This is a genomic window from Streptomyces sp. B1866 (assembly GCF_031932565.1).
Taxonomy (GTDB): Bacteria; Actinomycetota; Actinomycetes; order Streptomycetales; family Streptomycetaceae; genus Streptomyces.
Genome location: NZ_JAVSCF010000024.1, coordinates 18,214 through 40,528, shown reverse-complemented (window position 1 = coordinate 40,528; position 22,315 = coordinate 18,214). Strand labels below are relative to the sequence as shown.

The window sequence follows — 22,315 nt, the reverse complement described above, 5'->3', positions numbered from 1 at the left end:
GCCGCACGGCGGCCCGGGCGGGGAGCCGCCGCGCCGGGCGGACGGGGCGTGACCGGCGCCGGCCCGGCCGTCGGCCCCGACGGCCTGCCGCGCTGCCCGTGGGGCCTGGAGGGCGAGGGCCTGGCGGACTACCGCGCGTACCACGACACGGAGTGGGGCCGCCCGGTGCACGGCGACGACGCGCTGTACGAGCGGCTGTGCCTGGAGGCGTTCCAGTCCGGCCTGTCGTGGCTGACGATCCTGCGCCGCCGCGAGGGCTTCCGCGCCGCCTTCGCGGGCTTCCGGATCAAGGAGGTCGCGCAGTTCGCCGACGCGGACGTGACGCGGCTGCTGGCCGACCCCGGCATCATCCGCAACCGTGCGAAGATCACCGCCGCGATAGCCAACGCGCGCGTGGCCGCAGAGCTGGCCGAGGGCGAGCTGGACGCGCTGATCTGGTCGTACGCGCCCGACCCGGCCGGCCGCCCGGTGCCGCGCACCGCCGCGGACGTGCCGCCGGTGACGCCGGAGTCCACGGCGCTCGCCCGCGAGCTGAAGAGGCGCGGGTTCCGCTTCGTCGGCCCCACGACGGCGTACGCGCTGATGCAGGCGTGCGGCCTGGTCGACGACCACCTCGCGGACTGCCACGTGCGCCGCGCCGCCGCCCGCCGCGCCTGACCCCGGCCGTGCCGTGGCGCGCGTCCCCGCGGCGGTCTGCCGTGGCCGTGAGGGCGGTCAGCGGCCCGTGAGGGCGCCTTTCACCGGCCTGTGAAGACCGGCCGCTCCTTGCGGACGAAGGCGTCCACCGCCGCCTGGTGGTCCGCCGAGCCGCCCGCGCGCAGTTGCAGCTCCTCCTCCTTCGCCAGCGCCTCCGCGAGGCTGTGCCCGGCCGCGTAGGCCAGGGACTCCTTGATCGCCGCGTACGCCAGCGTCGGGCCGTCGGCCAGGCGCCGGGCGACGGCCTCCGCCTCGGCGGCCAGGTCGGCGGCCGGCACGACCCGGTTGGCGATGCCCAGCTCCAGCGCCTCCCGGGCGTCCACGGTGCGCGGGAAGAGCAGCAGGTCGGCGGCGCGGCCGTGGCCGACCAGACGCGGCAGGGTCCACGAGACGCCCGAGTCGGCGCTCAGCGCCACCCCGGCGAAGGCGGTGGTGAAGGTGGCGGTGTCGGCGACGACGCGGTAGTCGGCGGCGAAGGCGAAGCCCGCCCCGGCGCCGGCCGCGGCCCCGCCCACCGCCGCGACCACCGGCCTGGGGCAGCGGACGATGGCCTGGACGATGGGGCTGTAGTGCCGGGAGACCGTGTCCATCGCGCTCGGACCGCCGCCTTCGCGGGCCTGTGCCAGGCGGGTGACGTGCTCCTTGAGGTCCTGGCCCACGCAGAACGCCCGGCCCCGCCCGGCGAGCAGGACGGCCCGTACGGCGGGGTCCTGCCCGGCCCGCAGCAGGGCGTCCAGCAGCGCCTCCTTGGTGGCGGTGTCCAGCGCGTTCATGGCCTCGGGCCGGTTCAGGGTGATCGTCGCCAGACCGTCGGCCAGGTCGTACAGCACGGTTCCGCCCATGGTCAGCCTCCTCGCGTCGCGGCTGCCGGCCGCGCGGCAGCGATCCGCGTCCAGCGTGCCGCACGGCCCGGGGCGGGCCCGGGCGCCGTCGCCGTTCGATCCCCGCTGACCTCCCCGAATTGAGTGGTTTTGGTGATGTCTGACGCAGAGGCGTTGCCTGCTGATGTTGGTCATCGGGTCGTGCCATGCGGGATAATGACCGGGAAGCAACGTGTTCGATGCCGGTGACAGCTGGGTTGTCGGCTGCGATGAGCTGGTTTCAGGAAGGGGAACGAGCATGGCGGCCATGAAGCCGCGGACGGGCGACGGCCCGCTCGAGGTGACCAAGGAAGGGCGGGGCATCGTCATGCGCGTTCCGCTCGAAGGCGGCGGTCGGCTTGTCGTCGAGCTGACACCGGACGAGGCAGACGCGCTCGGCGACGCGCTGAAGAAGGTCGTNACCGGACGAGGCAGACGCGCTCGGCGACGCGCTGAAGAAGGTCGTCGGCTAGGGCGTGTCTGGTGGATCAGGGCGGGCTCGCGACGCCCGGTACGCGCGTCTGCGGCGTTGTCGTCGTCGCACGCAGTGCCTCCCCCAGCTATCGCTGGGAGGTGCCCCCTGCGCTCTCCTCCTCCGCCTTGCATCCAGGGGGTACCTCCCAGCGATAGCTGGGGGAGCACCGGACGCCGCTCCCTGATCCACCCTGATCCACCAGACACGCCCTAGGGCATCGCCCACCCCACTCCCGTTGTGTCGCCGCGGCGGCCGGTACGCGCCGTACCGGCCGCCGCGCGGCCTTGCGGGGGGGTCCGTACCGGCCCGTACCGGGTCCGTACGGATGCGGGCGCCGGTTCCCCGGAAGCCGGCGGAGGCGTCGGATTTCAGCCGCCCGCGCCCGCCACCGCGCCCGTCACGCGCGGCGGGCGGGCCCTGAGCGTCCGCTCAGCCGCGCTTGACCGCGCACAGCAGGCCGTCGCCCACCGGCAGCAGCGACGACTGGAGCACGGGGCTCTCGCGCACGGTCCGCAGCAGCTCGCGCAGCCGGATCACCTCCAGGGGCTGCACGGCGGAGTCCACGGTCCGGCCGTCCGCGAAGACGCCCTCGAAGCAGACCAGCCCGCCGGGCCGCAGCAGGCGCAACGATTCGTCCAGGTACTCCAGGCACTCCATCCGGTCGCCGTCGCAGAAGACCATGTCGTACCCGCCGTCGGCCAGCCGCGGCAGCACCTCCAGGGCGCGGCCGGGGATGAAGCGCGCCCGGTTCGCGGCGAAGCCCGCCGTGCGGAACGCCTGCCGGGCGAACTGCTGCCGCTCCGGCCGGGGGTCCACGGTGGTCAGCACCCCGTCCGGCCGCATGCCGCGCAGCAGGTGGATTCCGGACACGCCGGTGCCGGTGCCGATCTCGGCGACGGCCTTGGCGTCCGCGGCGGCGGCGAGCAGCCGCAGCGCGGCGCCGGTGCCGGACGACACCGAGCGCAGCCCGGCCTCCCGGGCCCGCTCGCGGGCCCAGCGCAGGGCCGCGTCCTCGGCGACGAACGCATCGGCGAACGCCCAGCTCGTCTGCCGGTTGCCGGTAATGTCCCTCTCCTGTCCCCGTAGTCGACGCAACGGCGACTTTATCCGTTGAGCGCGGGAACCCGCAGATGGGACCGGGCGTTGGATAAGCGTGGGAGAACCGAGGGGTTCACCGCCAAATGCAAGTCAAAGATGCTTATCCGGAGCTAACGGGCGGTGTGGATATGGTAGGGGCTCTACTGGAGACCACCAGAGCCGACAGGGGAGGTGCGGCTGCGGCCGGGGACCGGGGAGTGCTGCGGCGCTTCCGCAAGACCTCTGGCCAGCCGAAATCCGTGACCGACACCGCTGACCGTTCCCGCTCCCACGGCCCCGAGGCCGCGGGAGGCGCGCCCGCCGAGTCCGCGACGACCGCGACCTTCGCCACCGCCGCGGACTCCCCGGCGTGGACGCCTCCCACCTGGGAGCAGATCGTCAGCACCCACAGCGCCCGGGTCTACCGGCTGGCCTACCGCCTCACCGGCAACCAGCACGACGCCGAGGACCTGACCCAGGAGGTCTTCGTCCGCGTCTTCCGCTCCCTGTCGACGTACACGCCCGGCACCTTCGAGGGCTGGCTGCACCGCATCACCACCAACCTGTTCCTGGACATGGTCCGCCGCCGCCAGCGCATCCGCTTCGACGCGCTCGGCGAGGACGCCGCTGAGCGGCTGCCCAGCCGCGAGCCCTCCCCGCAGCAGCACTTCAACGACACCCACTTCGACGCGGACGTGCAGCAGGCGCTGGACACCCTCGCGCCGGAGTTCCGCGCGGCCGTCGTGCTGTGCGACATCGAGGGCCTGTCGTACGAGGAGATCGCCGCCACCCTCGGCGTGAAGCTCGGCACCGTCCGCAGCCGCATCCACCGCGGCCGCTCCCACCTGCGCAAGGCGCTCATGCACCGGTCGCCCGCCGCGCGCGGCGAGCAGCGCACCGTCACCCCGTCCCGGGCCGCCACGCGCCCCGGGCTCAGCGGGGAGGTCGGGATCGCGTGACGCGTTCAGGCGGTCCGTCCCCCGCCGAGCAGCATCTCGGCGACTGCCTCGCGGCACTGGTCGACGGCGAGCTGGGACATGAAGCGCGCGAGCGGGTGCTCGCGCATCTGGCCACGTGCCCGCAGTGCAAGGCCGAGGCAGACGTGCAGCGCCGGCTCAAGAGCGCGTTCGCGCAGAGCCCGCCACCGCTGCCGTCCGAGAGCCTGCTGGCCCGGCTCCAGGGCATGGCCGCCATAGCCGCGGGCACGGACGGTGACGGTCACGGCGACGGTGGCGCCGCCGCGCCCGCGCGGCGCGCCCCGAATCCGGCGACCCGCCCCGGGCTCGCGCCGAGGTCCGTCCCGGAGGACGCCTTCGCCTTCCTGCCCACGGCGGGCTCCGTCACGGGCGGGCGCGAGCGGGGCTTCAGAATCCACGAGATGGAGCGGCTCGGCCCGCGCAGGCGGTTCGCCTTCGCGGCGGCCGGGGCGGTGTCCCTGGCCGCGCTCGCGCTCGGCGCGGCCCTGCCGCTGGACGCCGCCGTCGACTCCTCGGGCGACGCCGCCGACCCGGTCGCGGGCCAGGTCAGCGCCCCCGCCGGCGGCGGCCGGGACGCGGGCACCCGCGAGGGCGGACGCCGCGACGTGGGCCTGCTGGCCGCCGTCAGCACGTTCGGCACGCCGGGCCCCACGCCCTCCCCGACGGGCCCGGCGGCCACCGCCCACGTGCCCGCGCCGCTGCTGCTGCCGGTCGCCGGCGCCCTGACGCGGCCGTTGCTGTCGGCGGCGCCGTCGGAGCGGCCGCCGCGGTCCACCCGGCTGCCGGACGGGCGCACCGGTCAGGCCGTGCCGACGCCCAGCCCCTCGCCGTACCGCGGGCTGCCCGCGGCCTCGGACTGACCGCCGCCGCCCGCCGCCACCCCTGGGCCCCCCTGCGCGGCGCTCGCGGACCTGATTGAATCGGATCCGCTGTGCCGCGGGGAACATTGGGGGAAGAGATGATGGACGACGGGGACGAGGGCAGGGCCCCCGGGCCCGAGCCGACCTGGTGGAGCCGCCCGGACCACCCGGCCGGCCCGGCGGAGCGCCCGGCTCCGGCCCGTCCCGGCGCGCCCCAGGACCGCCCGGCCGACGCCCCCGCCCGCCCCGCGGACGCCGAGCCCACGGTCGCTGAACCCACGGTCGCCGAGCCCGCGGTCGCCGACGGGAGGCAGCCGGACGGCGAACCCACGGTGACCGCGGCCTCCCAGCCGGCGCCGGGCGAGCCGGGCACCGGCGCGCCGGCCGTGCCCGGAGCCGCCGAGTCCGCACCGGCCGCGCGGCCGTCCGGCCCGCCGCCCGCCGTGCGCCCGCTCCACGACCCCGAGCCGTACGGCACCCCGCCGTACGGCCGGCCCGGCCCCTGGGCCCCCGCCCCGCCCGTGCAGCCCCTGCGCTACGACCCCTGGGCCACCGCCCCGACCGGCCCGACCGCCCCGACCGCGCCCGGCGCCGCTTTCGGCGCTCTGCCCGGCGGGCGGCCCCCGGCCCCCGCCCCGCGGCGCGGGTGGCTGGTCGCCGGCGTCCTGACGGTCGCCCTGGTCGCGGGCGGGCTCGGCGGCGGCGTCGGTACGTACCTGGAGCGGCACCGCGGCGACGACCGGACCACCGTCCGGCTGCCGCAGGCCGTGGCGGGCGAGCGGCAGCGCGACCCGGGCAGCATCGCGGGTATCGCCGACCGGGCGCTGCCGGGCGTGGTGACCATCCACGTCAGCGGCGGCGGCGAGGAGGGCACCGGCACCGGCTTCGTACTCAACGGGTCCGGCCACATCCTCACCAACAACCACGTCGTGGAGGCCGCCGCGACCAGCGGCACCATATCCGTCACCTTCAACGGCGGCGACGTCGCCGAGGCCCGCATCGTCGGCCGCGACAGCGGCTACGACCTGGCGGTCATCAAGGTCGACGGCGTCTCGGGCCTGCGCCCGCTGACCCTGGGCAACTCCGACTCGGTGCGGGTCGGCGACCCGGTCGTGGCCATCGGCGCCCCGTACGACCTGGCGGGCACCGTCACCTCCGGCATCATCAGCGCCAAGGAGCGGCCCATCACCGCGGGTGGGGAGGAGGACGGCAGCGACGTCAGCTACGTCGACGCGCTCCAGACCGACGCACCCATAAACCCGGGCAACTCCGGCGGCCCGCTGATGGACTCCGCCGCCCGTGTCATCGGCATCAACAGCGCCATCCGCGCCGCCGACAGCGGTTCCGGGCTCGGCGGCGGCCAGGGCGGCAGCATCGGCCTCGGCTTCGCCATCCCGATCAACCAGGGACGGCGGGTCGCCGAGGAGCTGATCAACACCGGCCGGGCCGCCCATCCGGTGATCGGCGTCTACCTCGACAGGGACTACTCGGGCGACGGCGCGCGGGTGCGCGACGACGACTCGGGCGACGCGGTCAACCCCGGCGGGCCGGCCGACCGGGCCGGCATCGAGGCGGGCGACGTGATCACCCAGGTCGACGGCGTCAAGGTACACAGCGACCAGGAGCTGATCGTCCGGATCCGCAGCCACCGGCCGGGCGACCGGCTCCGGCTGACGCTGCTGCGGGACGGCCGGGAGCGCACCATCGAGCTGACGCTCGGTTCGGCCGGCGGCAAGGAGTGACGGCGGGGCCCGCCGGATCGCTGAGGTCGCTGAGGGAGTGACCGCGGGCCTTCGCCCGCACGGGCGGCCGGCCGCGCCGTGCCCGGCGGCCGGGCCGCGCCCTCCCGGCGGCGGGCCGGACCGGCACCGCGCCTGTTTCCTCCCGTTTACCCCGGATTTCTCCTGTTAGTCGCCCTGAGAACCGTCCCCGTGCTCAAGGAGGGCCGGGTACCGTGGTCGGGAGGCCTGGACGGGGGCCACGGACGTTTCAAGGAGCGGCACGGTGTTCTTCGACATAGGGCCCCTGGAGCTGGTCGCGCTCATCGTCCTCGGTGTGCTCATCTTCGGCCCGGACAAGCTGCCGAAGGCCATTCAGGACGCCGCACGGTTCATCCGGAAGGTCCGTGAGTTCTCCGACAGTGCCAAGCAGGACATCCGTGCCGAGCTGGGCCCGGAGTTCAAGGACTTCGAGTTCGACGACCTGAACCCGCGGAACTTCGCGCGCAAGCACCTGCTCGACCTGGACGACGACCTGGGCCTGAAGGAGATCCGCAACGGTTTCGACCTGCGCAAGGAGCCCGCCGAGGTCCCGGACGTTCCGAACGGCCGGGAGAGTGACGCCGCCAAGGGCCCGGGACCGTCCGGCTCCACCGGCTCTGACCTGCTGCGCAAGCGGGACGAGCCGGGCGGCGAGGACCGTCCGCCGTTCGATTCCGACGCCACCTGATCCCCCGTATGCCAAGCCGGGTCCGACCCTATGGCTATCCTCCCTGTGTCCGGGTGAGGTCGCCCGAGGGGGGTGGGCCACCTGGGACGCAGGGCGATGAGGAGGCTTGACGCGCAGATGGAGACGACGAGTCGGGCAGGGGCACAGAAGGCGGACGACACGCCGAGCGCGCCACCCGGCTATCTGGAGGCCGGGTTTTCCTGGTACGGCCTCGACGAGGCGTTCACCGGCCGACGCTGGCTGACCCAGGTCGGCACCGCGGCCGACGGCACCGTCGAGCACGGCTCGACTGGACACGGCGACGAGCCGTCGCCGCGCACCGACACCGACCCCGCCCAGCAGCGGTTCACCGTCGTGGTGACCGTCGCGGACCGTCCGCTGCGGCGCAGCGCGGACGGCACCGGCGTGCTGGAGGCCACATCCGTCGGCTCGGCCGCCTGGCTGGCCGGTTCCGGCCTGCTGTCGTGCACCTGGCCGCCGAGAATGGAGCGCGCACTGCGCCAGGACTGGCTGGACCAGCAGACCGCCCTGGCCTGGGAGCTGGCCGACGACCTGAGCGGACCGGGCTGGTCGCGGCTGTCACTGCCGGTGGACGGGACGCCCACCCCCTTCCACTACCGCGAGTCGGAGTACGGCTGGGTGCTGGCCGGCTCGGCGCAGGGCGTGCACCTGGGCGCGTACGGCCGGGGGATGAGCGCGTACGGCCTCGGCTTCTCGCTGATCGAGGACTGGGCCCCGTACGTCTCCTGACCCCCGCACGGCGGGTTTCGCCTCGCCCGCGGGTGACGGTTCCACCCCGAAAGGGTGAGGCCCGCCCCGCGGGTGACGGTCCCGCACCGGAGTGCCGCACGTCGCCGCCCCGGCCAGAGGACTGTCCGGCCCGGTCCGGCCACCCCGGCCGGAGGCCCGTCCGGCCGGACCGCGCGCCGCGGCCCGCTCGACCGGCCGGCGGTCCGCCCGTCGCCGGTCGGGCGTCCAGCGGCCAGCCTGCTCCGGTCGAGCGGCCGGCGCCCGCCTGTTCCGGTCGAGCGTCAGCGGCCCGCCTGTTCCGGCCGGGCGGCCGGTCCCGCCCGGCCTGCCCGCCCCGTCCGTCCACAGCGGACGGGCAGCCCGTCTCTCCGAGCATTCCGCTCGACTGGGGCGGCCGTCGGCCGGGACGGTCGGCCGCGAGGCGGGCGGCTCCGCGGCCAGGTAGGCCGACCAGGCCGACCAGGCCGACCAGGTGCGGCTGCGACCGCTCGGGTCGGCCGTCCGCCGGCCCCGGCCCCTGCCGAGGACCGGGCCGGACCGGTCAGAACTTGTTGCGCGGCGTGATGCCCAGCGACATGCCCGCCAGGCCCCGCGCCCGGCCGCCGAGCTTGCCCGCGATGGCCCGCAGCGCGCTGCCCGCGGGCGACTCCGGGTCGCTGAGCACCACCGGCGTGCCCTCGTCGCCGCCCTCGCGCAGCCGGACGTCGATGGGGATGGCGCCCAGCACGGGCACGGTCGTGCCGGTGGTCCGGGACAGGCCGTCGGCGACGAGCTGACCGCCGCCCGTGCCGAACACGTCGACCATCTCGTCGCAGTGCGGACAGGGAAGCCCCGACATGTTCTCCACGACGCCGACGATCTTCTGGTGGGTCTGCACGGCGATCGCACCCGCCCGCTCGGCCACCTCGGCGGCGGCCTGCTGCGGCGTCGTCACCACCAGGATCTCCGCCCCCGGCACCAGCTGCGCCACGGAGATCGCGATGTCGCCCGTGCCCGGGGGCAGGTCGAGCAGCAGCACGTCCAGATCGCCCCAGTAGACGTCCGCGAGGAACTGCTGGAGGGCGCGGTGCAGCATGGGCCCGCGCCAGACCACCGGCGCGTTGCCCGGAGTGAACATGCCGATGGAGATCACCCGCACGCCGTGCGCCGACGGAGGCATGATCATGTTTTCCACCTGGGTGGGACGGCCGTCCACACCCAGCATGCGGGGCACCGAGTGGCCGTAGATGTCGGCGTCCACGACACCGACCTTCAGCCCGTCGGCCGCCATGGCGGCGGCCAGGTTGACCGTCACCGAGGACTTGCCGACGCCGCCCTTGCCGGACGCCACCGCGTAGACCCGGGTCAGCGAGCCGGGCTGGGCGAACGGGATCTCCCGCTCCGGCTGCCCGCCGCGCAGCGCCGCCGCCAGCTCCCGCCGCTGCTCGTCGCTCATCACCTCCAGCGCCACCTCGACGCCGGTCACGCCCGCGACCCCGCCGACCGCCTCCCGGACCCGCGCCGTGATCGTGTCACGCATCGGGCAGCCGGACACGGTCAGGTAGACGACCACCGCGACCGTCCCGTCCGCCGCGATGTCCACGGACTTGACCATGCCGAGCTCGGTGATCGGCCGGTGGATCTCCGGGTCGTCGACCGTCGCGAGGGCGGCCCGCACCGCGTCCTCGGTCGGCGCCGCACCCGGGGGCACTTCCCGGGCGGAATCTGGGGGAGTGTCGGTAGCCATGCGTCGATGGTACGGCGCCGCCGACCACTGCGGAAAAGAGCCCGCCGCCCCTGTGGAAAACTCCCGGCCGCCGCCTGTGGAAAACCCGCCCCGCCGAGGCCCGGCCCCGCGGACGTCCGGCCCGGCGGATCCCCGGCCCGCGGGCGCCCGCACCACGCACGCCCGGCCTCGCGGACGCCCGGGCGGCTCAGTGCCGCTCCTTCTCCTCCTCCCCCTCCGGCGGCAGGCCCGGCCGCCGCTCCGCCAGCTCCCGGACCAGGTCCTCCATCAGGTCCTGGAACTCCGAGCGGATCCAGTCCCGGGTGGCCACCTCGCCCAGACCCATCCGCAGCGCCGCGACCTCCCGTGTCAGGTACTCGGTGTCGGCGATGCTGCGCTCGTTCTGCTTGCGGTCCTGTTCGAGGTTGACCCGGTCGCGGTCGTCCTGCCGGTTCTGGGCGAGCAGGATCAGCGGGGCCGCGTACGACGCCTGGAGCGACAGCATCAGCGTCAGGAAGATGAACGGGTACGGGTCGAACCGCAGGCCGTCCGGCGCCGTCGTGTTCCACACCACCCACAACACGATGACGACCGACATCCACCAGATGAAGCGGAAGGTGCCCAGGAAGCGGGCGATCCGCTCGGACGCCTTGCCGAACGCCTCCGGGTCGATGCTCGGCAGCGCGCGGCGGCGCTCCCGGGGCCGGTCGAGCCGCCTGCCGTCACCGGCCACGGCCGCCCACCGCCCCGCCGCCGCCCGCCGGGCCGTCCCGGCCCGCGCGGGCCGCGTCCGCCGCCCCGTCCCGGCCCGCCCCCGTCGCTCCGCCGCCATCCGGCCCCCCTCCGTCCGAGCCCTCCGCGTCCGTACCGCCCGCGGCACCGCCCGTGCCGCCCGGACCGCCCGGCAGGAGCCCGCCCGGCGCCCCGTCGCGCCCGTTGAACAGGTCGCGCTCCCGCCAGTCGGGCGGCAGCAGGTGGTCCAGCACGTCGTCCACCGTCACCGCGCCCAGCAGCGAACCGCTCTCGTCCACGATCGGCGCCGCGACCATGTTGTACGTGGCCAGGTAGCCGGTCACCGCGGGCAGCGGCGTGTCCGGGTGCAGCGGCCGCAGCTCGGTGTCCGCCAGCGCGCCCACCAGCGTGAACGGCGGGTCGCGCAGCAGCCGCTGGAAGTGCACCAGGCCCAGGTACTTGCCGGTGGGCGTCTCCTCCGGCGGCCGGCACACGTACACCTGCGCGGCCAGCGCGGGCGGCAGGTCCTGGTTGCGCACGCTCGCCAGCGCGTCCGCCACCGTCGCGTCCGGCCGCAGCACGATCGGCTCGGTGGTCATCAGACCGCCCGCCGTGCTCTCCTCATAAGAGAGCAGCCGCCGCATGTCCGCCGCGTCCCGGGGCCGCATCAGCGCCAGCAGCCGCTCCTTGTGCGCCTCCGGCAGCTCGGAGAGCAGGTCGGCCGCGTCGTCCGGGTCCATGGCCTCCAGCACGTCGGCGGCCCGCTCCTCCTTCAGCTTGCCCAGGATCTCCACCTGGTCGTCGTCGGGCAGCTCGCCGAGGACGTCCGCGAGCCGGTCGTCGTCCAGCGCCGTCGCCACCTCGGTGCGGCGCTTGACCGACAGGTGGTGCAGCACGTTGGCCAGGTCGGCCGGGCGCAGCCGCTCGAAGGTGGCCAGCAGGTTCTCCGCGCCCTGCCCGTGCTCCTCCAGTGAGAAGCCGGTCACCGCCGACCACTCCACGGTCAGTGTCTCGCCGCGCCGCCGCCGCAGCGCGCCGCCCGGCCGGCCGCGCCGTACGAACACCTTGGTGATCTCCCACTCGCGGCGGGCGGGCAGCTGGGCCATGGCCACGTCCAGGACGGTGACCTCCTCGCCGGTGTCCACCATCCGCACCCGGCGGTCCAGGAGTTCGCCGAGCACCAGGGTCTCGGTGGGGCGCTGCTCGAAGCGGCGCAGGTTGATCAGGCCGGTGGTGATGACCTGGCCGGCCTCCACACTGGTCACGCGGGTCATCGGCAGGAACACCCGGCGGCGGCTGACCACCTCCACCACCAGGCCCAGCACGCGCGGCGGCCGGCCGGCGAGCCGCAGCATCGCCACCAGGTCGCGCACCCGGCCCACCTGGTCGCCGTTCGGGTCGAAGACGGCGACGTCCGAGAGGTGCGAGACGAACACCCGGGGTCCGCTAGCCGCCATGCCACGCGCCTCCTTACGGTCGCCGTCCCTCCCCACTCCTGTCCCGCGCGGCTTCAGGCTAACGCGCCTGCCTGTGCGTCGCCGTGCACCGGTACGCTGCCCTCCGCACCGCACCCGGCATCCAGGAGGCAGGCAGACGTGCGCACCCGGAACACGGCTCTCGTCGCGGCGATCTGCGGGGGACTCGCCGCCGCGCTCACCGGGTGCGGAGGCGACAGCGACCCCGACGCGGGCACCAACGGCGTGGGGAAGCTCTCGGCGGCCACGATCGAGAGCCGGGCCCGGCAGGCCGCGGCCGCGGCCGACGCGGTGCGGCTGTCCGGCCGGCTGGTGACCCGGGGCCGTACGTACCAGCTGGACATGCGGCTGAAGGCGGACGGCGGCACGGGCCAGGTCGCCACCGAGGGCGGCACCTTCCGGCTGCTGCGGGTCGGCCGGGACCTGTACCTGAAGGCGGGCGCGAGCTTCTGGGCGCGGGACAGCGGCGGGCAGGGCGGGCCGCACGCGTCCGCGGCCGGCAAGCTGGACGACAAGTACGTGAAGGTGCCCGCGGGCGACCCCGCCTACCAGCGGCTGCGCGGCTTCACGGACAAGAGCGTGCTGCTGGAGGGGATACTCGGGCTGCACGGCGAGGTCACCACCGGCGGCCGCGGCAAGGTCGACGGGGTGCGCACGATCCGGCTGCGCGCGGGCGAGGACGGAGCCGGCGGCCGGCTCGACGTGTCGCTGGAGGGCGCGCCGTACCCGCTGCGGCTCCAGCGCGCGGGCGGCGCGGGCGAGGTCCGGCTCGCCGACTGGAACGTGGACTTCCCGCTCGCCGCGCCCGGCAAGGACATCGTGGTCGACTACGGCAGGAAGCTCCCGGCCGGCACCTGAGTCCCGCTACGGGCATGCCGCGAGCGCGCCCACGCGCGTACGGGCCCGGCGGGGCGTACGGGCCCGGCCAGGCGTACGGGGCGCGGATCGGCGAGGTGGGGACGTACGGGCGTACGGGCCGGAGCGGCCGGCCTCAGCGCTTGCGTCCGCGCCGGCGCAGCAGCAGCTTGGGCAGCCCGGCGGGCATCGGCCGACGGGTGGTGGCCGGAGTGGGCAGCGGTGGTGCGGCCAGCGACCCCGTCGGCAGGTTCGCCACGGCCACGGGCGCGGGCTCCAGACGCAGCACGCGGCACTCGCGCGCCCAGCGCTCGGCGATGTGGTCGCCGTCCGGCGCGTTCAGCCGCTTGCCCTTCAGCTCCTCGACGGCCGCCGTCCACGCCTCGCCGCCGGGCGCCAGCTCGGACACGCGCGCGGACCAGGCGACGAGCCGCCCGCCCTTGTCCTTGCTGCGCACGGTGACGGTGGCGGCGCCGCCGTCCACGAGGTCGAGGCCGTGCAGCGGCTGCTCACCGGGTCCGTCGCCGACGAGGCACACGGCGCCGTCGTGCCACACGTGCCACAGCGCCCGCCCGGCTCCGGCGGCCCCGGCGGATCCGCTGTCGCCGCCGTGGACCCAGATGAGGGCCGACTTCTTGCTGGCCTCCTCGATGAGGGCCCGGTCGGTGAGCGTCTGCGTCATGCCGACAGCCTAGACGGCGGGCCCGGCCTGGCCGGGCCCACCCTTGCCGAGCCCTCGGCAGCGGCTGACGGCGGCCCGCGCGGGGCGCGCCGCCTCCGACGGGCCGCCGGGTCACCGGCTCACGGCCTGGTCACCATCTGTACCACCGCCTCCGCCCGCCGCCGTGCTCCACGGTGCGGAAGACGAAGCCCAGTGCCCATATGACGAGCACCGCTATCGCGACCCACCACAGGACCTTCAGCGCGAAACCGACCCCGAACAGAATCAGGGCGATAAGGAGAACAAGCAGCAAAGGTGCCATTGTGATCAACCTCCTGGATCGGCGCTTACCCGGCTATTAGCGCCTCATGCGGGGCTTCTTCGGACGGCCTCCGGCTCCACCGCGCGTCCCACCGCCGGAGCCGGACGCGGTGCGGAGGCGGCCAGTGCTTCGGCTTCCCCGGCCCGCCGCGCTCACCCGCGCCTAGGCTGGAAGCCGTGCGCCCCGCTCCCTTCCGCCGCGCTCCCTTCCGCCGAGCCGCCTCCGGCCCGGCCGCCGGAGCCCGTACGGGCGCGGAGCCGGCCGGCGGGGACCAGCCGCCCCCGTACGGGATCGGCCCGCAGGCCGCCGCGCCGCTGGACGTGGCGCTGCTGGCGGTCGCCGTCGCCGGGATCTCGCTGTCCGCGCCGCTGGCCGCCGCCACGGCCGCGCCCGCGCTCGCCATCGCCTTCTGGCGCAACGCGCTGGCGGTCGGCGCGCTCACCCCGTACGCCCTGCTGCGGCACCGGGCCGAGCTGCTGCACATGAGCCGCGGTGCGATCGTGACGGCTTCGGCGGCTGGCGTGTTGCTCGGTTTGCATTTCGGGCTGTGGCTGCCCAGCCTGCGCATGACCTCCGTCGCCTCCTCGACCGCGCTGGTGACCACCACGCCGATCTGGACGGCGCTGCTGCTACGGCTGCGCGGCCACCGCCCGCCCGCGCGGGCGTGGACGGGCATGCTGCTGGCCTTCCTCGGTGTCCTGCTGCTCACGGGCGTCGACCTGTCCCTGTCCTCGCGCGCGCTGGCGGGCGACGCGCTGGCTCTGGGCGGCGGGGTGGCGGCGGCCGGGTACGTGGTGCTGGGCGCCCAGGTGCGCCGTACGACCAGTACGACCGCGTACACCCTGGTCTGCTACGCCACCGCCGCCGCCGTGCTGCTCGCGGCCTGCCTCGCCTCGGGCGCGGCCCTGGCCGGCTACGGCGGCGGCACCTGGCTCAAGCTGGCCCTGCTCACCGCCACCGCCCAGTTCCTCGGCCACTCCCTCATCAACCGCGTGGTCACCGGCCTCGGCCCGGCCGCCACCTCCACCGCCCTGCTCCTGGAGACCCCGGGCGCGGCCCTGGTCGCCGCCGTCTGGCTGGGCCAGACGCCGCCCGCGGTGGCCTGGCCCGCGCTCGCGGTGATCGTGGCGGGCCTGGCGCTGGTCATCCTGGCGGACCGCCGGGCGCCGTCACCGTAGAAGGGCCGGCGGGCGGCCGGGACGCCGCTCAGCCGGGGACGGGCTAGGGGATGGTCTGCTCGGTCCAGATGCACTTGCCGGTGGGGGTGTAGCGGGTGCCCCAACGGGTGGTCATGGCGGCGACGAGCTGGAGGCCGCGGCCGCCCTCGTCCGTCACCGACGGGTGCCGGATATGCGGCGTGGTCAGGCTTCCGTCGGTGACCTCGCAGATGAGGGTGCGGCTGCGCAGGAGGCGCAGGGTCGCGGGGCCGGTGGCGTGGCGGATGACGTTGCCGACCAGTTCGCTGACGATCAGCTCGGTGGTCGTCTCCAGGTCCTCGCTGAGATGCCAGGCTTCGAGCTGTTCGCGGACGTACTTGCGGGCCTGCGCGGCGGCCACCGGGTCGTCCGGCAGGGGCCAGAGCGCGATGTCCTCGGGAGCCAGCGCGCGGGTGCGGGCGATGAGCAGGGCGGTGTCGTCGGGGGCGGGGCGGTCGGTGGGAAGCAGAGCACCCGTCACCGTGTCGCACAGGCGTTCCGGCGCCTCGTCCGGGGCCTGACCTGCGGGGTGCCCGCCGGCCCGTACGCTCTGGCCGCCGCCGTCGGCGAGCGCGGTGGTCAGGGTCCGGGTGAGGCGGTTCATGCCCTCCTCGATGTCCCTGCCGGGCACCTCCACCAGGCCGTCGGTGTAGAAGACGAGGAGGCTGCCGTCGGGCAGGCTGACCTCGTGGGTCTCGAACGGCGGGTCGGCCACGCCCAGCGGCGGGTCGGGGTCGAACGCGGGGAAGCACACCATGCCGTCCGGCAGCGCAACGGCCGGCGGCGGGTGCCCGGCATCGGTATAGGTGAGGGACTGGGTGGTGGGATCGTAGATCCCGTACAGACAGGTCGTGAACGACTCCTCGCCCAGCTCACTCACCAGGTCGTTGACCCGGGCGAGCACTTCGTCCGGCGGCAGCTCCAGGTCTGACAGGGTGCGTACGGCGGTGCGCAGGCGGCCCATGGTCGCGGCCTCCGGCATGCCGTGGCCCATCACGTCGCCGATGACCAGGGCGACCCGGTCGGCGGAAAGGGGGATCACGTCGTACCAGTCGCCGCCGATGTCCGCGCCCTGCGCGGTCGGCAGATACCGCGCGGCGGCACTCAGCGCGGGCAGCGACGGCAGCGCGCGGGGCAGCAGAGCGCGTTGCAGTTCGCGGGCGCGGGCGGTGGCCGCGTCGTACAGGCCCGCCCGTTCCCACGCCTGCGCCACCACACCGCTGAGTGCCGTGATCAGGGACCGCGCGTCCTCGCCGAAGGGATGCGGCCCGTCGTAGGCGATCACACATACCCCGATGACGCGGCCGGAGGCGATCAGCGGGAGGAACGCCGCCGCCTGTTTCCCGCCCGCCGGGATGAGGCCGGCCGCCCGCGGATGGCATGCGGTGAACTCCTCCGGCGAGCTGGAGAACTCCGGCGTACGGGCGCGCAGCGCCTCCCCCGTCACGGCGGCGGCCAGCGGCGTGCCGTGGACACGCCGCACAAACGCCTCCGGATAGCCCACCGAACCGACCACGTCCAACCGGTCGTGCTCCAGCGTCGCCATGATCAGACCGGTCGCACCGAGCGGCGGCAGCACGCTGCCCGCCACCGCGTCCACCACGTCCTGCGCCGTGACCGCCTCCGCCAGCGCCTGTGTCAGCTCCGCCATCAGCGTGGCCCGCCTCGCCGCCGCCCGCCGCTCGGTCACATCGGTGACATACGCGGTCAGGCCGCCGGGAATGGGCACCAGCCGCAGGTGATACCACACGTCATGGCCGGGGCCCGGCACCTCGAAGCCCACCTCTTCGCCCTCGTCGACGGCCCGGCGGCACTGCTCCGCCACCCCGGGTACACCCCTCAGCGCGGCCACCTCCCACAGCGGGCGGCCGATCATCTCCCGCGCCGGACCCAGCAGCCGCTCGGCCGCCGCGTTGACGAACCCGATCCGCCCCTCTCCGGTCATCGACACGAAACCGTCGTTCATGTGCAGCAGGGCGCGCCCCACCGCCTCCAGCCCCTCGTGTGACTCGGCGGTGCTCCAGACGGTGCCGACCATGCGGACCGGCTCCCCGTGCTCGCCGGTGACGACCCGGCCGCGCGTCCACAGCCAGCCGTAGGTCCCGTCCGCGCGGCGCAGCCGGAACTCCATGTCGTACGTGCTGCGGGTGCGCACCGCTCGCTCGGCCTCCGCCGTCGCCCAGGGCAGGTCCTCCGGGTGGATGAGGGCGGACCAGGACTCGACCGTCCCGTCGAACGCCTCCCGGTCGATGCCGAGCACGTCCAGACTCCGCTCGTCGATGGTGTGTGCCCCGGTGCGCAGGTCCCAGTCCCAGTGCCCTACCTCCTCCCCCGGGGGCGTCTGCGGCGGGACCGGCTGCCGCCGACCGTGCAGCAGGGTGGGGGACACCCCGCCCGGGCTGGCCGGGGCCAGCCGCAGCAGGCCGCCGGCCCACCGCGCCACCTCCGCCAGGAACCTCTGCTGCCCGTGGTCCGGCGCATGGGACTCGGGGAGCAGCACGGCCAGGGTGCCCAGCGGTCCCTCCGGTCCCGGCAGCGGCAGTGCCACCATCCCGGCACCCGCCGGCCCGCGGGGAGCATCCGCCGCATGCCCGTGCGACCGCTTGGGTACGGCGAGAGCAGGCACGTAGACGGGCCCGTTCTCCCGGGCGGCCCGGATCGGAGCCACCGAGTCCTCGTCGGACAGGTGGTCCCAGAGCCGGGTGAACGGGCGGGTCAGCCCCGTGCTCGCCATAAGGATCAGGCCACCGGTGATGTCCCGCAGGCGCATGTGGGCCATGCCGCCGAGCCCGCCCAGCCCTGCCGTCGCGTGCAGCAGGGCGTGTGACAGCACCTCGGTGTCGTTCTCGTCGGCGTCCACGGCGGCGAGCATCGCCAGCCGCTGGGCCAGCACGGGGTCCCGCCGGTCCCGTGGGCTCTCACGGCGTGCGGCACACATCGGCCCACCGCCCTCCGCAGTCCAGGACCTCGGGCACGGCCCGCCCTGGCGTCGATCTTCGCGTACCGGGCTTTGTCCCTACCATCATCGCAAAAGACGCCGGGGTGACCGCGCGGAGTGACGTGCCCCCGGGGACTCCTGGGCCCGGCGGGCGGCCCGGGGCCCGGAGCCGGGGGAGAGCCGGGCCGGAGAGCCGGGCCGGAGAGAGCCGGGCGAGGGAGGGTCAGAGCCAGCCGTTGCGCTTGAAGCCGCGGTGTATGGCCGCACAGATCAGCACGGTGACCACCAGCACCGTCGGATACCCGTACCGCCACTTCAGCTCCGGCATGTGCTCGAAGTTCATGCCGTAGATCCCCGCGATCATCGTCGGTACGGCGCAGATCGCCGCCCAGGACGTGATCTTGCGCATGTCCTCGTTCTGCGCGACGGTCGCCTGCGCGAGGTTCGCCTGGAGGATGGAGTTGAGCAGGTCGTCGAAGGAGAGCACCTGCTCGTTGACCCGGGTCAGGTGGTCGGCCACGTCGCGGAAGTACTTCTGGATGTCGGGGTCCACCAGCCGCATCGGCCGCTCGCTCAGCAACTGCATCGGGCGCAGCAGCGGCGAGACGGCCCGCTTGAACTCCAGCACCTCGCGCTTGAGCTGGTAGATCCGCCCGGCCGCGTCGCCGCTCGACCGCCGACCGCCGCCCGGGCCGCCCGCGACCGACGAGAAGACGTCGAACTCCACCTCGTCGATGTCGCCCTGCACGGCGTCGGCGACCGCTATGTAGCCGTCCACCACCTGGTCTGCTATGGCGTGCAGGACCGCCGACGGGCCCTTGACCAGCAGCTCCGGGTCGTCCTGGAGGCGGTGGCGCAGCGCGCGCAGCGAGCCCTGCCCGCCGTGCCGGACGGTGACGATGAAGTCGTGGCCCGTGAAGCACATCACCTCGCCGGTCTCCACGACCTCGCTGGTGGCGGTCAGTTCGGCGTGCTCGACGTAGTGGATCGTCTTGAAGACGGTGAAGAGGGTGTCGTCGTACCGCTCCAGCTTGGGCCGCTGGTGGGCCTGCACCGCGTCCTCCACGGCCAGCGGGTGCAGGCCGAACTCCTTGGCGATCCCGGCGAACTCACGCTCCGTCGGCTCGTGCAGCCCGATCCAGGCGAAGCCGCCCCCGGCCCGCACCCGCTCCATGGCCTGGGACGGGCTCACGTGGTCGCTGACGCGGCGGCCGTCGCGGTAGACGGCGCAGTCGACCACCGCGCTGGAGACGGAGGGGTCGCGGGTGGCGTCGTAGTCGCTGGCGGCGCGCGTACGGCGCAGAGCGGGGCGCACCGCCTCGCGCAGGTCACGGATCATCGACATGACGGGCTCCTTCACGGGCGTGCCGTCAGCGGCGGGGCCGCGGGGTGCAGCGCGGTCCGGAAGGTGGACGTACGGCGCTTCAGGTGCGATACGTCCGCAAAGCGGACAGCGCTGTCGGGGCGGTCTGCGCTGACGAGCGGTCGTGCTGACGGGCAAAAAGGTACGAAGCAGGACGAAGGTGCTCTACCGTCAGGTGCCCTGGATCGATGCGACTTCCCGGGTTTCACCGCGCTCGGGCGGGGTATGGGAGGGGCAAGCCGCTGCGAGTCAGACGGCGGGAAGACGCGTCCAGTGAGGGAAGAGGACGGGAGAGCTGCCGGTACTGCACGGTCGACTAGGATCCACCGCAGCCCCACCTCCTCCGGCCGGTCCCCCGTAAGGGACAGCGAAAACAACCCCGGGCAGAGGCCAAGGCTATCAGTCGGGGAAAGCGCGGCGGCCCGCCTTTGCCTGTTCCATACGCGATCGCGACGTGATCGTAGGCCCCGCCTATGCTCGCCGCATGTCAGACGCTCGTGACACGGTCCTCACCCTGGTGCGCGCCCGCTTGCACACCGCGCTCGGCGAGCCGGACGCGTCCGCCGCCGTCACCTTCCTCGGCGCGGAGCGCGTCGAGGTGCTGCGCTTCCGGGAGGGCGACCTGCTGCGGTACGCCACCGTGGGCATGTCCGGCCGACCCATGACCGACCCCGGCGACATCGCCGCCGACCCCGTGCGCGGCCCGCGCGCCGAGTTGATCCTGTCCGTACGTATGGGCGGGGCACGGACGGAAGGGGCACGGACCGGAGGGGCACACGCGGCAGGGGCGCGGGCCAGGGCGGTCGACCCCGGCGTGCTGGACAAGGTGCTCCGCCCGCTCGCCGTCCTCGCCGCATCCCCGCAGGTCGAGGGCGTGGTCGTCGCGCCCGGCGCCTCGCTGGACGTCGGCGAGCCGCTGTGGCCCGGCGCGTCCTTCACCTCCGTCCTGGTCGCCGAGGGCGGCGGCCTGGTGGAGGACCTGGAGCTGGACGCGCCCATGGACCCGGTCCGCTTCCTGCCGCTGCTGCCCATGACGCCGAACGAGGCCGCGTGGAAGCGCGTACATGGCGCGGAGGCCCTGCGCGAGCGGTGGCTCACGCACGGCACGGACCTGCGGGACCCGCTGCGCGGCGGCGTGCCGCTCGGCGACGGGGCCGGGCCGCCCGGCGACGGCGACGGACCCGCCTGACATCCGGACGGGTGATCGTCCTTGACGCGGCGACGGCCGGGGAGGACCGTGGGGCCCTATGAGGGGCGAACCCAGTTGCCCGAAGTGCGGTGGCCGGGTGCGCGCACCCGGCCTCTTCGCCGACTCCTGGCAGTGCGCAGCGCACGGCACCGTGCACCCCCTCCAGCCGGTCCTGCCGCCGAGCGTCGAAGCGCTCGCGGTCGTGGTGAGCCGGGCCCGGGTGCCGGTGTGGATGCCGTGGCCGCTGCCCGTCGGCTGGCTGTTCACGGGCGTGGCGTACGCGGGCGACGACCGCAGCGGCGGCCGCGCCACCGCCGTCGCCTGCTCGGGCCCCGGCCCGCTCGGCGGACCGGGTGAGCTGCTGTTCGTGGCGGAGGAGCTGGGCGTGGGTCTCGGCGCCCGGTACGCCGGCATCCCCGGCCCCGACCCCGGCCCCGGCATGTGCGTGGACCGGTCCCCGCACGTGAAGGTGCTGGCGGCCGGACGGCCGACCCCGCTGTGGCTGGTGGAGGGCGTGCCGGAGGACCGCGCGGTGTTCGCGGGGGAGGCGCGCGGGCTGTGGCTGTGGGCCATCGCCTGGCCCGAGCGCACGGGCCTGCTGATGTACGACGAGCTGGTGCTCACCGACCTGCGGGACGCGGGCGCCGAGGTGGACCTGCTGCCGTGCGGCGCGCTGTCGCCGCGCATCCTGGGCTGACGGCGGCGCGCATCCTGGGCTGACGGCGGTCGGGCCGCCCGCGTCCTGGCCTGAACGGCGGTCGGCCGCCCGCGACCCGGCCTGACGTCGGTCGGCCGCTCCGGTGGTCGGCCCGGCCCGTATCCTGCAAGCGTCCCACCCTGCCAGCCTGTCAGGAGCCCGCGCTTGCGCATCGACCTGCACACCCACTCCACGGCCTCGGACGGTACGGACACCCCCGCCGAGCTGGTGCGCGGCGCGGTCGCGGCCGGGCTCGACGTCGTCGCGCTCACCGACCACGACACCGTGGGCGGCCACGCCGAGGCGATACGGGCCCTCCCGGACGGCCTGACCCTGGTCACCGGCGCCGAGCTGTCGTGCCGCCTGGACGGCGTCAGCCTGCACATGCTCGCGTACCTCTTCGACCCCGACGAGCCGGAGCTGGCCCGCGAGCGCGAACTGGTCCGCGACGACCGCGTGCCGCGCGCCCAGGCGATGGTCGACCGGCTCCGCGAGCTGGGCGTGCCGGTGACCTGGGAACGGGTCGCGGCCATCGCCGGAGACGGCGCCGTCGGGAGGCCGCACGTGGCCCAGGCCATGGTCGAGGCGGGCGTGATCCGCGGCGTCTCGGACGCCTTCACCCCCGAGTGGCTGGCGAACGACGGCCGGGCCTACGTGGAGAAGCACGAGCTGGACCCCTTCACCGCGATCCGCCTGGTCAAGGCCGCGGGAGGGGTGACCGTCTTCGCGCACCCGCTGGCCGTCAAGCGCGGCCGGTGCGTCCCGGAGAGCGCCATCGCCGAGCTGGCGGCGGCGGGCCTGGACGGCATCGAGGCCGACCACATGGACCACGACGAACCCACCCGCGCCCACCTGCACGGCCTCGCCGCCGACCTCGGCCTGCTGGCCACCGGCTCCAGCGACTACCACGGCACCCGCAAGACCTGCCGCCTCGGCGAGCACACCACCGCCCCGGCCGTCTACGAGCAGATCGTCCACCGCGCGACGGGCGCGGCACCGGTCACCCGGCGGTCCGGCGGCTGACGGCGGACCGAGCGGC

Annotated in this window: 20 protein-coding genes and 1 pseudogene; 12 read left to right on the top strand and 9 right to left on the bottom strand. The window is 74.9% G+C overall.

Annotated features, from left to right (window positions below; all coding sequences use genetic code 11):
• Window positions 1-48: 48 nt before the first annotated feature.
• Window positions 49-657, top strand: coding sequence for a DNA-3-methyladenine glycosylase I (locus tag RKE29_RS06210; protein ID WP_312004025.1), 609 nt, complete (start codon window positions 49-51; stop codon window positions 655-657).
• Between the two features lie 80 nt (window positions 658-737).
• On the opposite strand, the gene RKE29_RS06205 is transcribed toward RKE29_RS06210, so the two are convergent.
• A complete protein-coding gene (locus RKE29_RS06205; protein ID WP_312004023.1) occupies window positions 738-1,538 on the bottom strand; it encodes an enoyl-CoA hydratase-related protein in 801 nt (266 codons plus the stop codon).
• 277 nt (window positions 1,539-1,815) lie between these two features.
• Here RKE29_RS06205 and RKE29_RS06200 point away from each other — a divergent pair.
• Window positions 1,816-1,976, top strand: a pseudogene (locus tag RKE29_RS06200) (DUF3117 domain-containing protein); the annotation flags it as partial.
• Between the two features lie 484 nt (window positions 1,977-2,460).
• On the opposite strand, the gene RKE29_RS06195 reads toward RKE29_RS06200, so the two are convergent.
• Complete coding sequence (locus tag RKE29_RS06195) at window positions 2,461-3,126, bottom strand: O-methyltransferase (RefSeq protein WP_312004022.1); 666 nt, start codon at window positions 3,124-3,126, stop codon at window positions 2,461-2,463.
• 131 nt (window positions 3,127-3,257) lie between these two features.
• Between RKE29_RS06195 and sigE the strand changes: the two genes are divergently transcribed.
• The 5 genes from sigE (at window position 3,258) to RKE29_RS06170 (ending at window position 8,143) form a co-directional block, all read left to right on the top strand.
• On the top strand, window positions 3,258-4,067 hold the full coding sequence (gene sigE, locus RKE29_RS06190) for an RNA polymerase sigma factor SigE (protein WP_312004021.1): 810 nt from the start codon (window positions 3,258-3,260) through the stop codon (window positions 4,065-4,067).
• Complete coding sequence (locus tag RKE29_RS06185; RefSeq protein WP_312004020.1) at window positions 4,064-4,945, top strand: zf-HC2 domain-containing protein; 882 nt, start codon at window positions 4,064-4,066, stop codon at window positions 4,943-4,945. The genes sigE and RKE29_RS06185 overlap by 4 nt, the downstream gene beginning before the upstream one ends.
• A gap of 101 nt (window positions 4,946-5,046) precedes the next feature.
• On the top strand, window positions 5,047-6,687 hold the full coding sequence (locus tag RKE29_RS06180) for a trypsin-like peptidase domain-containing protein (protein ID WP_312004019.1): 1,641 nt from the start codon (window positions 5,047-5,049) through the stop codon (window positions 6,685-6,687).
• A gap of 262 nt (window positions 6,688-6,949) precedes the next feature.
• On the top strand, window positions 6,950-7,393 hold the full coding sequence (locus tag RKE29_RS06175) for a sec-independent translocase (RefSeq protein ID WP_312004018.1): 444 nt from the start codon (window positions 6,950-6,952) through the stop codon (window positions 7,391-7,393).
• A 117-nt stretch (window positions 7,394-7,510) separates the two neighbouring features.
• Window positions 7,511-8,143, top strand: coding sequence for a hypothetical protein (locus RKE29_RS06170; RefSeq protein ID WP_312004017.1), 633 nt, complete (start codon window positions 7,511-7,513; stop codon window positions 8,141-8,143).
• A gap of 541 nt (window positions 8,144-8,684) precedes the next feature.
• Here RKE29_RS06170 and RKE29_RS06165 read toward each other — a convergent pair.
• The 3 genes from RKE29_RS06165 to RKE29_RS06155 form a co-directional block, all read right to left on the bottom strand.
• The gene (locus RKE29_RS06165; RefSeq protein WP_312004016.1) at window positions 8,685-9,869 is read right to left on the bottom strand and encodes a P-loop NTPase; all 1,185 of its coding nucleotides are present in this window, start codon (window positions 9,867-9,869) and stop codon (window positions 8,685-8,687) included.
• Window positions 9,870-10,056: 187 nt separating this feature from the next.
• Window positions 10,057-10,680 carry a DUF1003 domain-containing protein gene (locus RKE29_RS06160; protein ID WP_312004015.1) on the bottom strand — a complete coding sequence of 208 codons (624 nt, stop codon included), beginning with the start codon at window positions 10,678-10,680 and terminating at the stop codon, window positions 10,057-10,059.
• On the bottom strand, window positions 10,571-12,037 hold the full coding sequence (locus RKE29_RS06155; RefSeq protein WP_312004014.1) for a CBS domain-containing protein: 1,467 nt from the start codon (window positions 12,035-12,037) through the stop codon (window positions 10,571-10,573). The genes RKE29_RS06160 and RKE29_RS06155 overlap by 110 nt, the downstream gene beginning before the upstream one ends.
• Window positions 12,038-12,175: 138 nt before the next feature.
• Here RKE29_RS06155 and RKE29_RS06150 point away from each other — a divergent pair, with 138 nt between their 5' ends.
• Window positions 12,176-12,913 carry a hypothetical protein gene (locus RKE29_RS06150; RefSeq protein ID WP_312004013.1) on the top strand — a complete coding sequence of 246 codons (738 nt, stop codon included), beginning with the start codon at window positions 12,176-12,178 and terminating at the stop codon, window positions 12,911-12,913.
• A gap of 133 nt (window positions 12,914-13,046) precedes the next feature.
• Here the strand turns inward: RKE29_RS06150 and RKE29_RS06145 are convergent, their stop codons facing one another.
• A complete protein-coding gene (locus tag RKE29_RS06145) occupies window positions 13,047-13,592 on the bottom strand; it encodes a hypothetical protein (protein WP_312004012.1) in 546 nt (181 codons plus the stop codon).
• A gap of 130 nt (window positions 13,593-13,722) precedes the next feature.
• The gene (locus tag RKE29_RS06140; protein WP_312004011.1) at window positions 13,723-13,893 is read right to left on the bottom strand and encodes a hydrophobic protein; all 171 of its coding nucleotides are present in this window, start codon (window positions 13,891-13,893) and stop codon (window positions 13,723-13,725) included.
• Between the two features lie 290 nt (window positions 13,894-14,183).
• On the opposite strand from RKE29_RS06140, the gene RKE29_RS06135 reads away from it, so the two are divergent.
• Window positions 14,184-15,071: a DMT family transporter gene (locus tag RKE29_RS06135; RefSeq protein ID WP_312004024.1), complete on the top strand. Its 888-nt coding sequence runs from the start codon at window positions 14,184-14,186 to the stop codon at window positions 15,069-15,071.
• Between the two features lie 43 nt (window positions 15,072-15,114).
• On the opposite strand, the gene RKE29_RS06130 is transcribed toward RKE29_RS06135, so the two are convergent.
• Window positions 15,115-17,982, bottom strand: coding sequence for a SpoIIE family protein phosphatase (locus RKE29_RS06130; protein WP_312004010.1), 2,868 nt, complete (start codon window positions 17,980-17,982; stop codon window positions 15,115-15,117).
• 268 nt (window positions 17,983-18,250) lie between these two features.
• Window positions 18,251-19,372: a magnesium and cobalt transport protein CorA gene (locus RKE29_RS06125; protein WP_312004009.1), complete on the bottom strand. Its 1,122-nt coding sequence runs from the start codon at window positions 19,370-19,372 to the stop codon at window positions 18,251-18,253.
• 502 nt (window positions 19,373-19,874) lie between these two features.
• Between RKE29_RS06125 and RKE29_RS06120 the strand changes: the two genes are divergently transcribed.
• From RKE29_RS06120 to RKE29_RS06110, 3 genes are all read left to right on the top strand, one after another.
• Window positions 19,875-20,579: a suppressor of fused domain protein gene (locus RKE29_RS06120; protein ID WP_312004008.1), complete on the top strand. Its 705-nt coding sequence runs from the start codon at window positions 19,875-19,877 to the stop codon at window positions 20,577-20,579.
• 58 nt (window positions 20,580-20,637) lie between these two features.
• Entirely contained in the window at window positions 20,638-21,276 is a 639-nt protein-coding gene (locus RKE29_RS06115; RefSeq protein WP_312004007.1) for a DUF6758 family protein, read from the top strand.
• 165 nt (window positions 21,277-21,441) lie between these two features.
• A complete protein-coding gene (locus RKE29_RS06110; RefSeq protein WP_312004006.1) occupies window positions 21,442-22,299 on the top strand; it encodes a PHP domain-containing protein in 858 nt (285 codons plus the stop codon).
• Window positions 22,300-22,315: the final 16 nt, after the last annotated feature.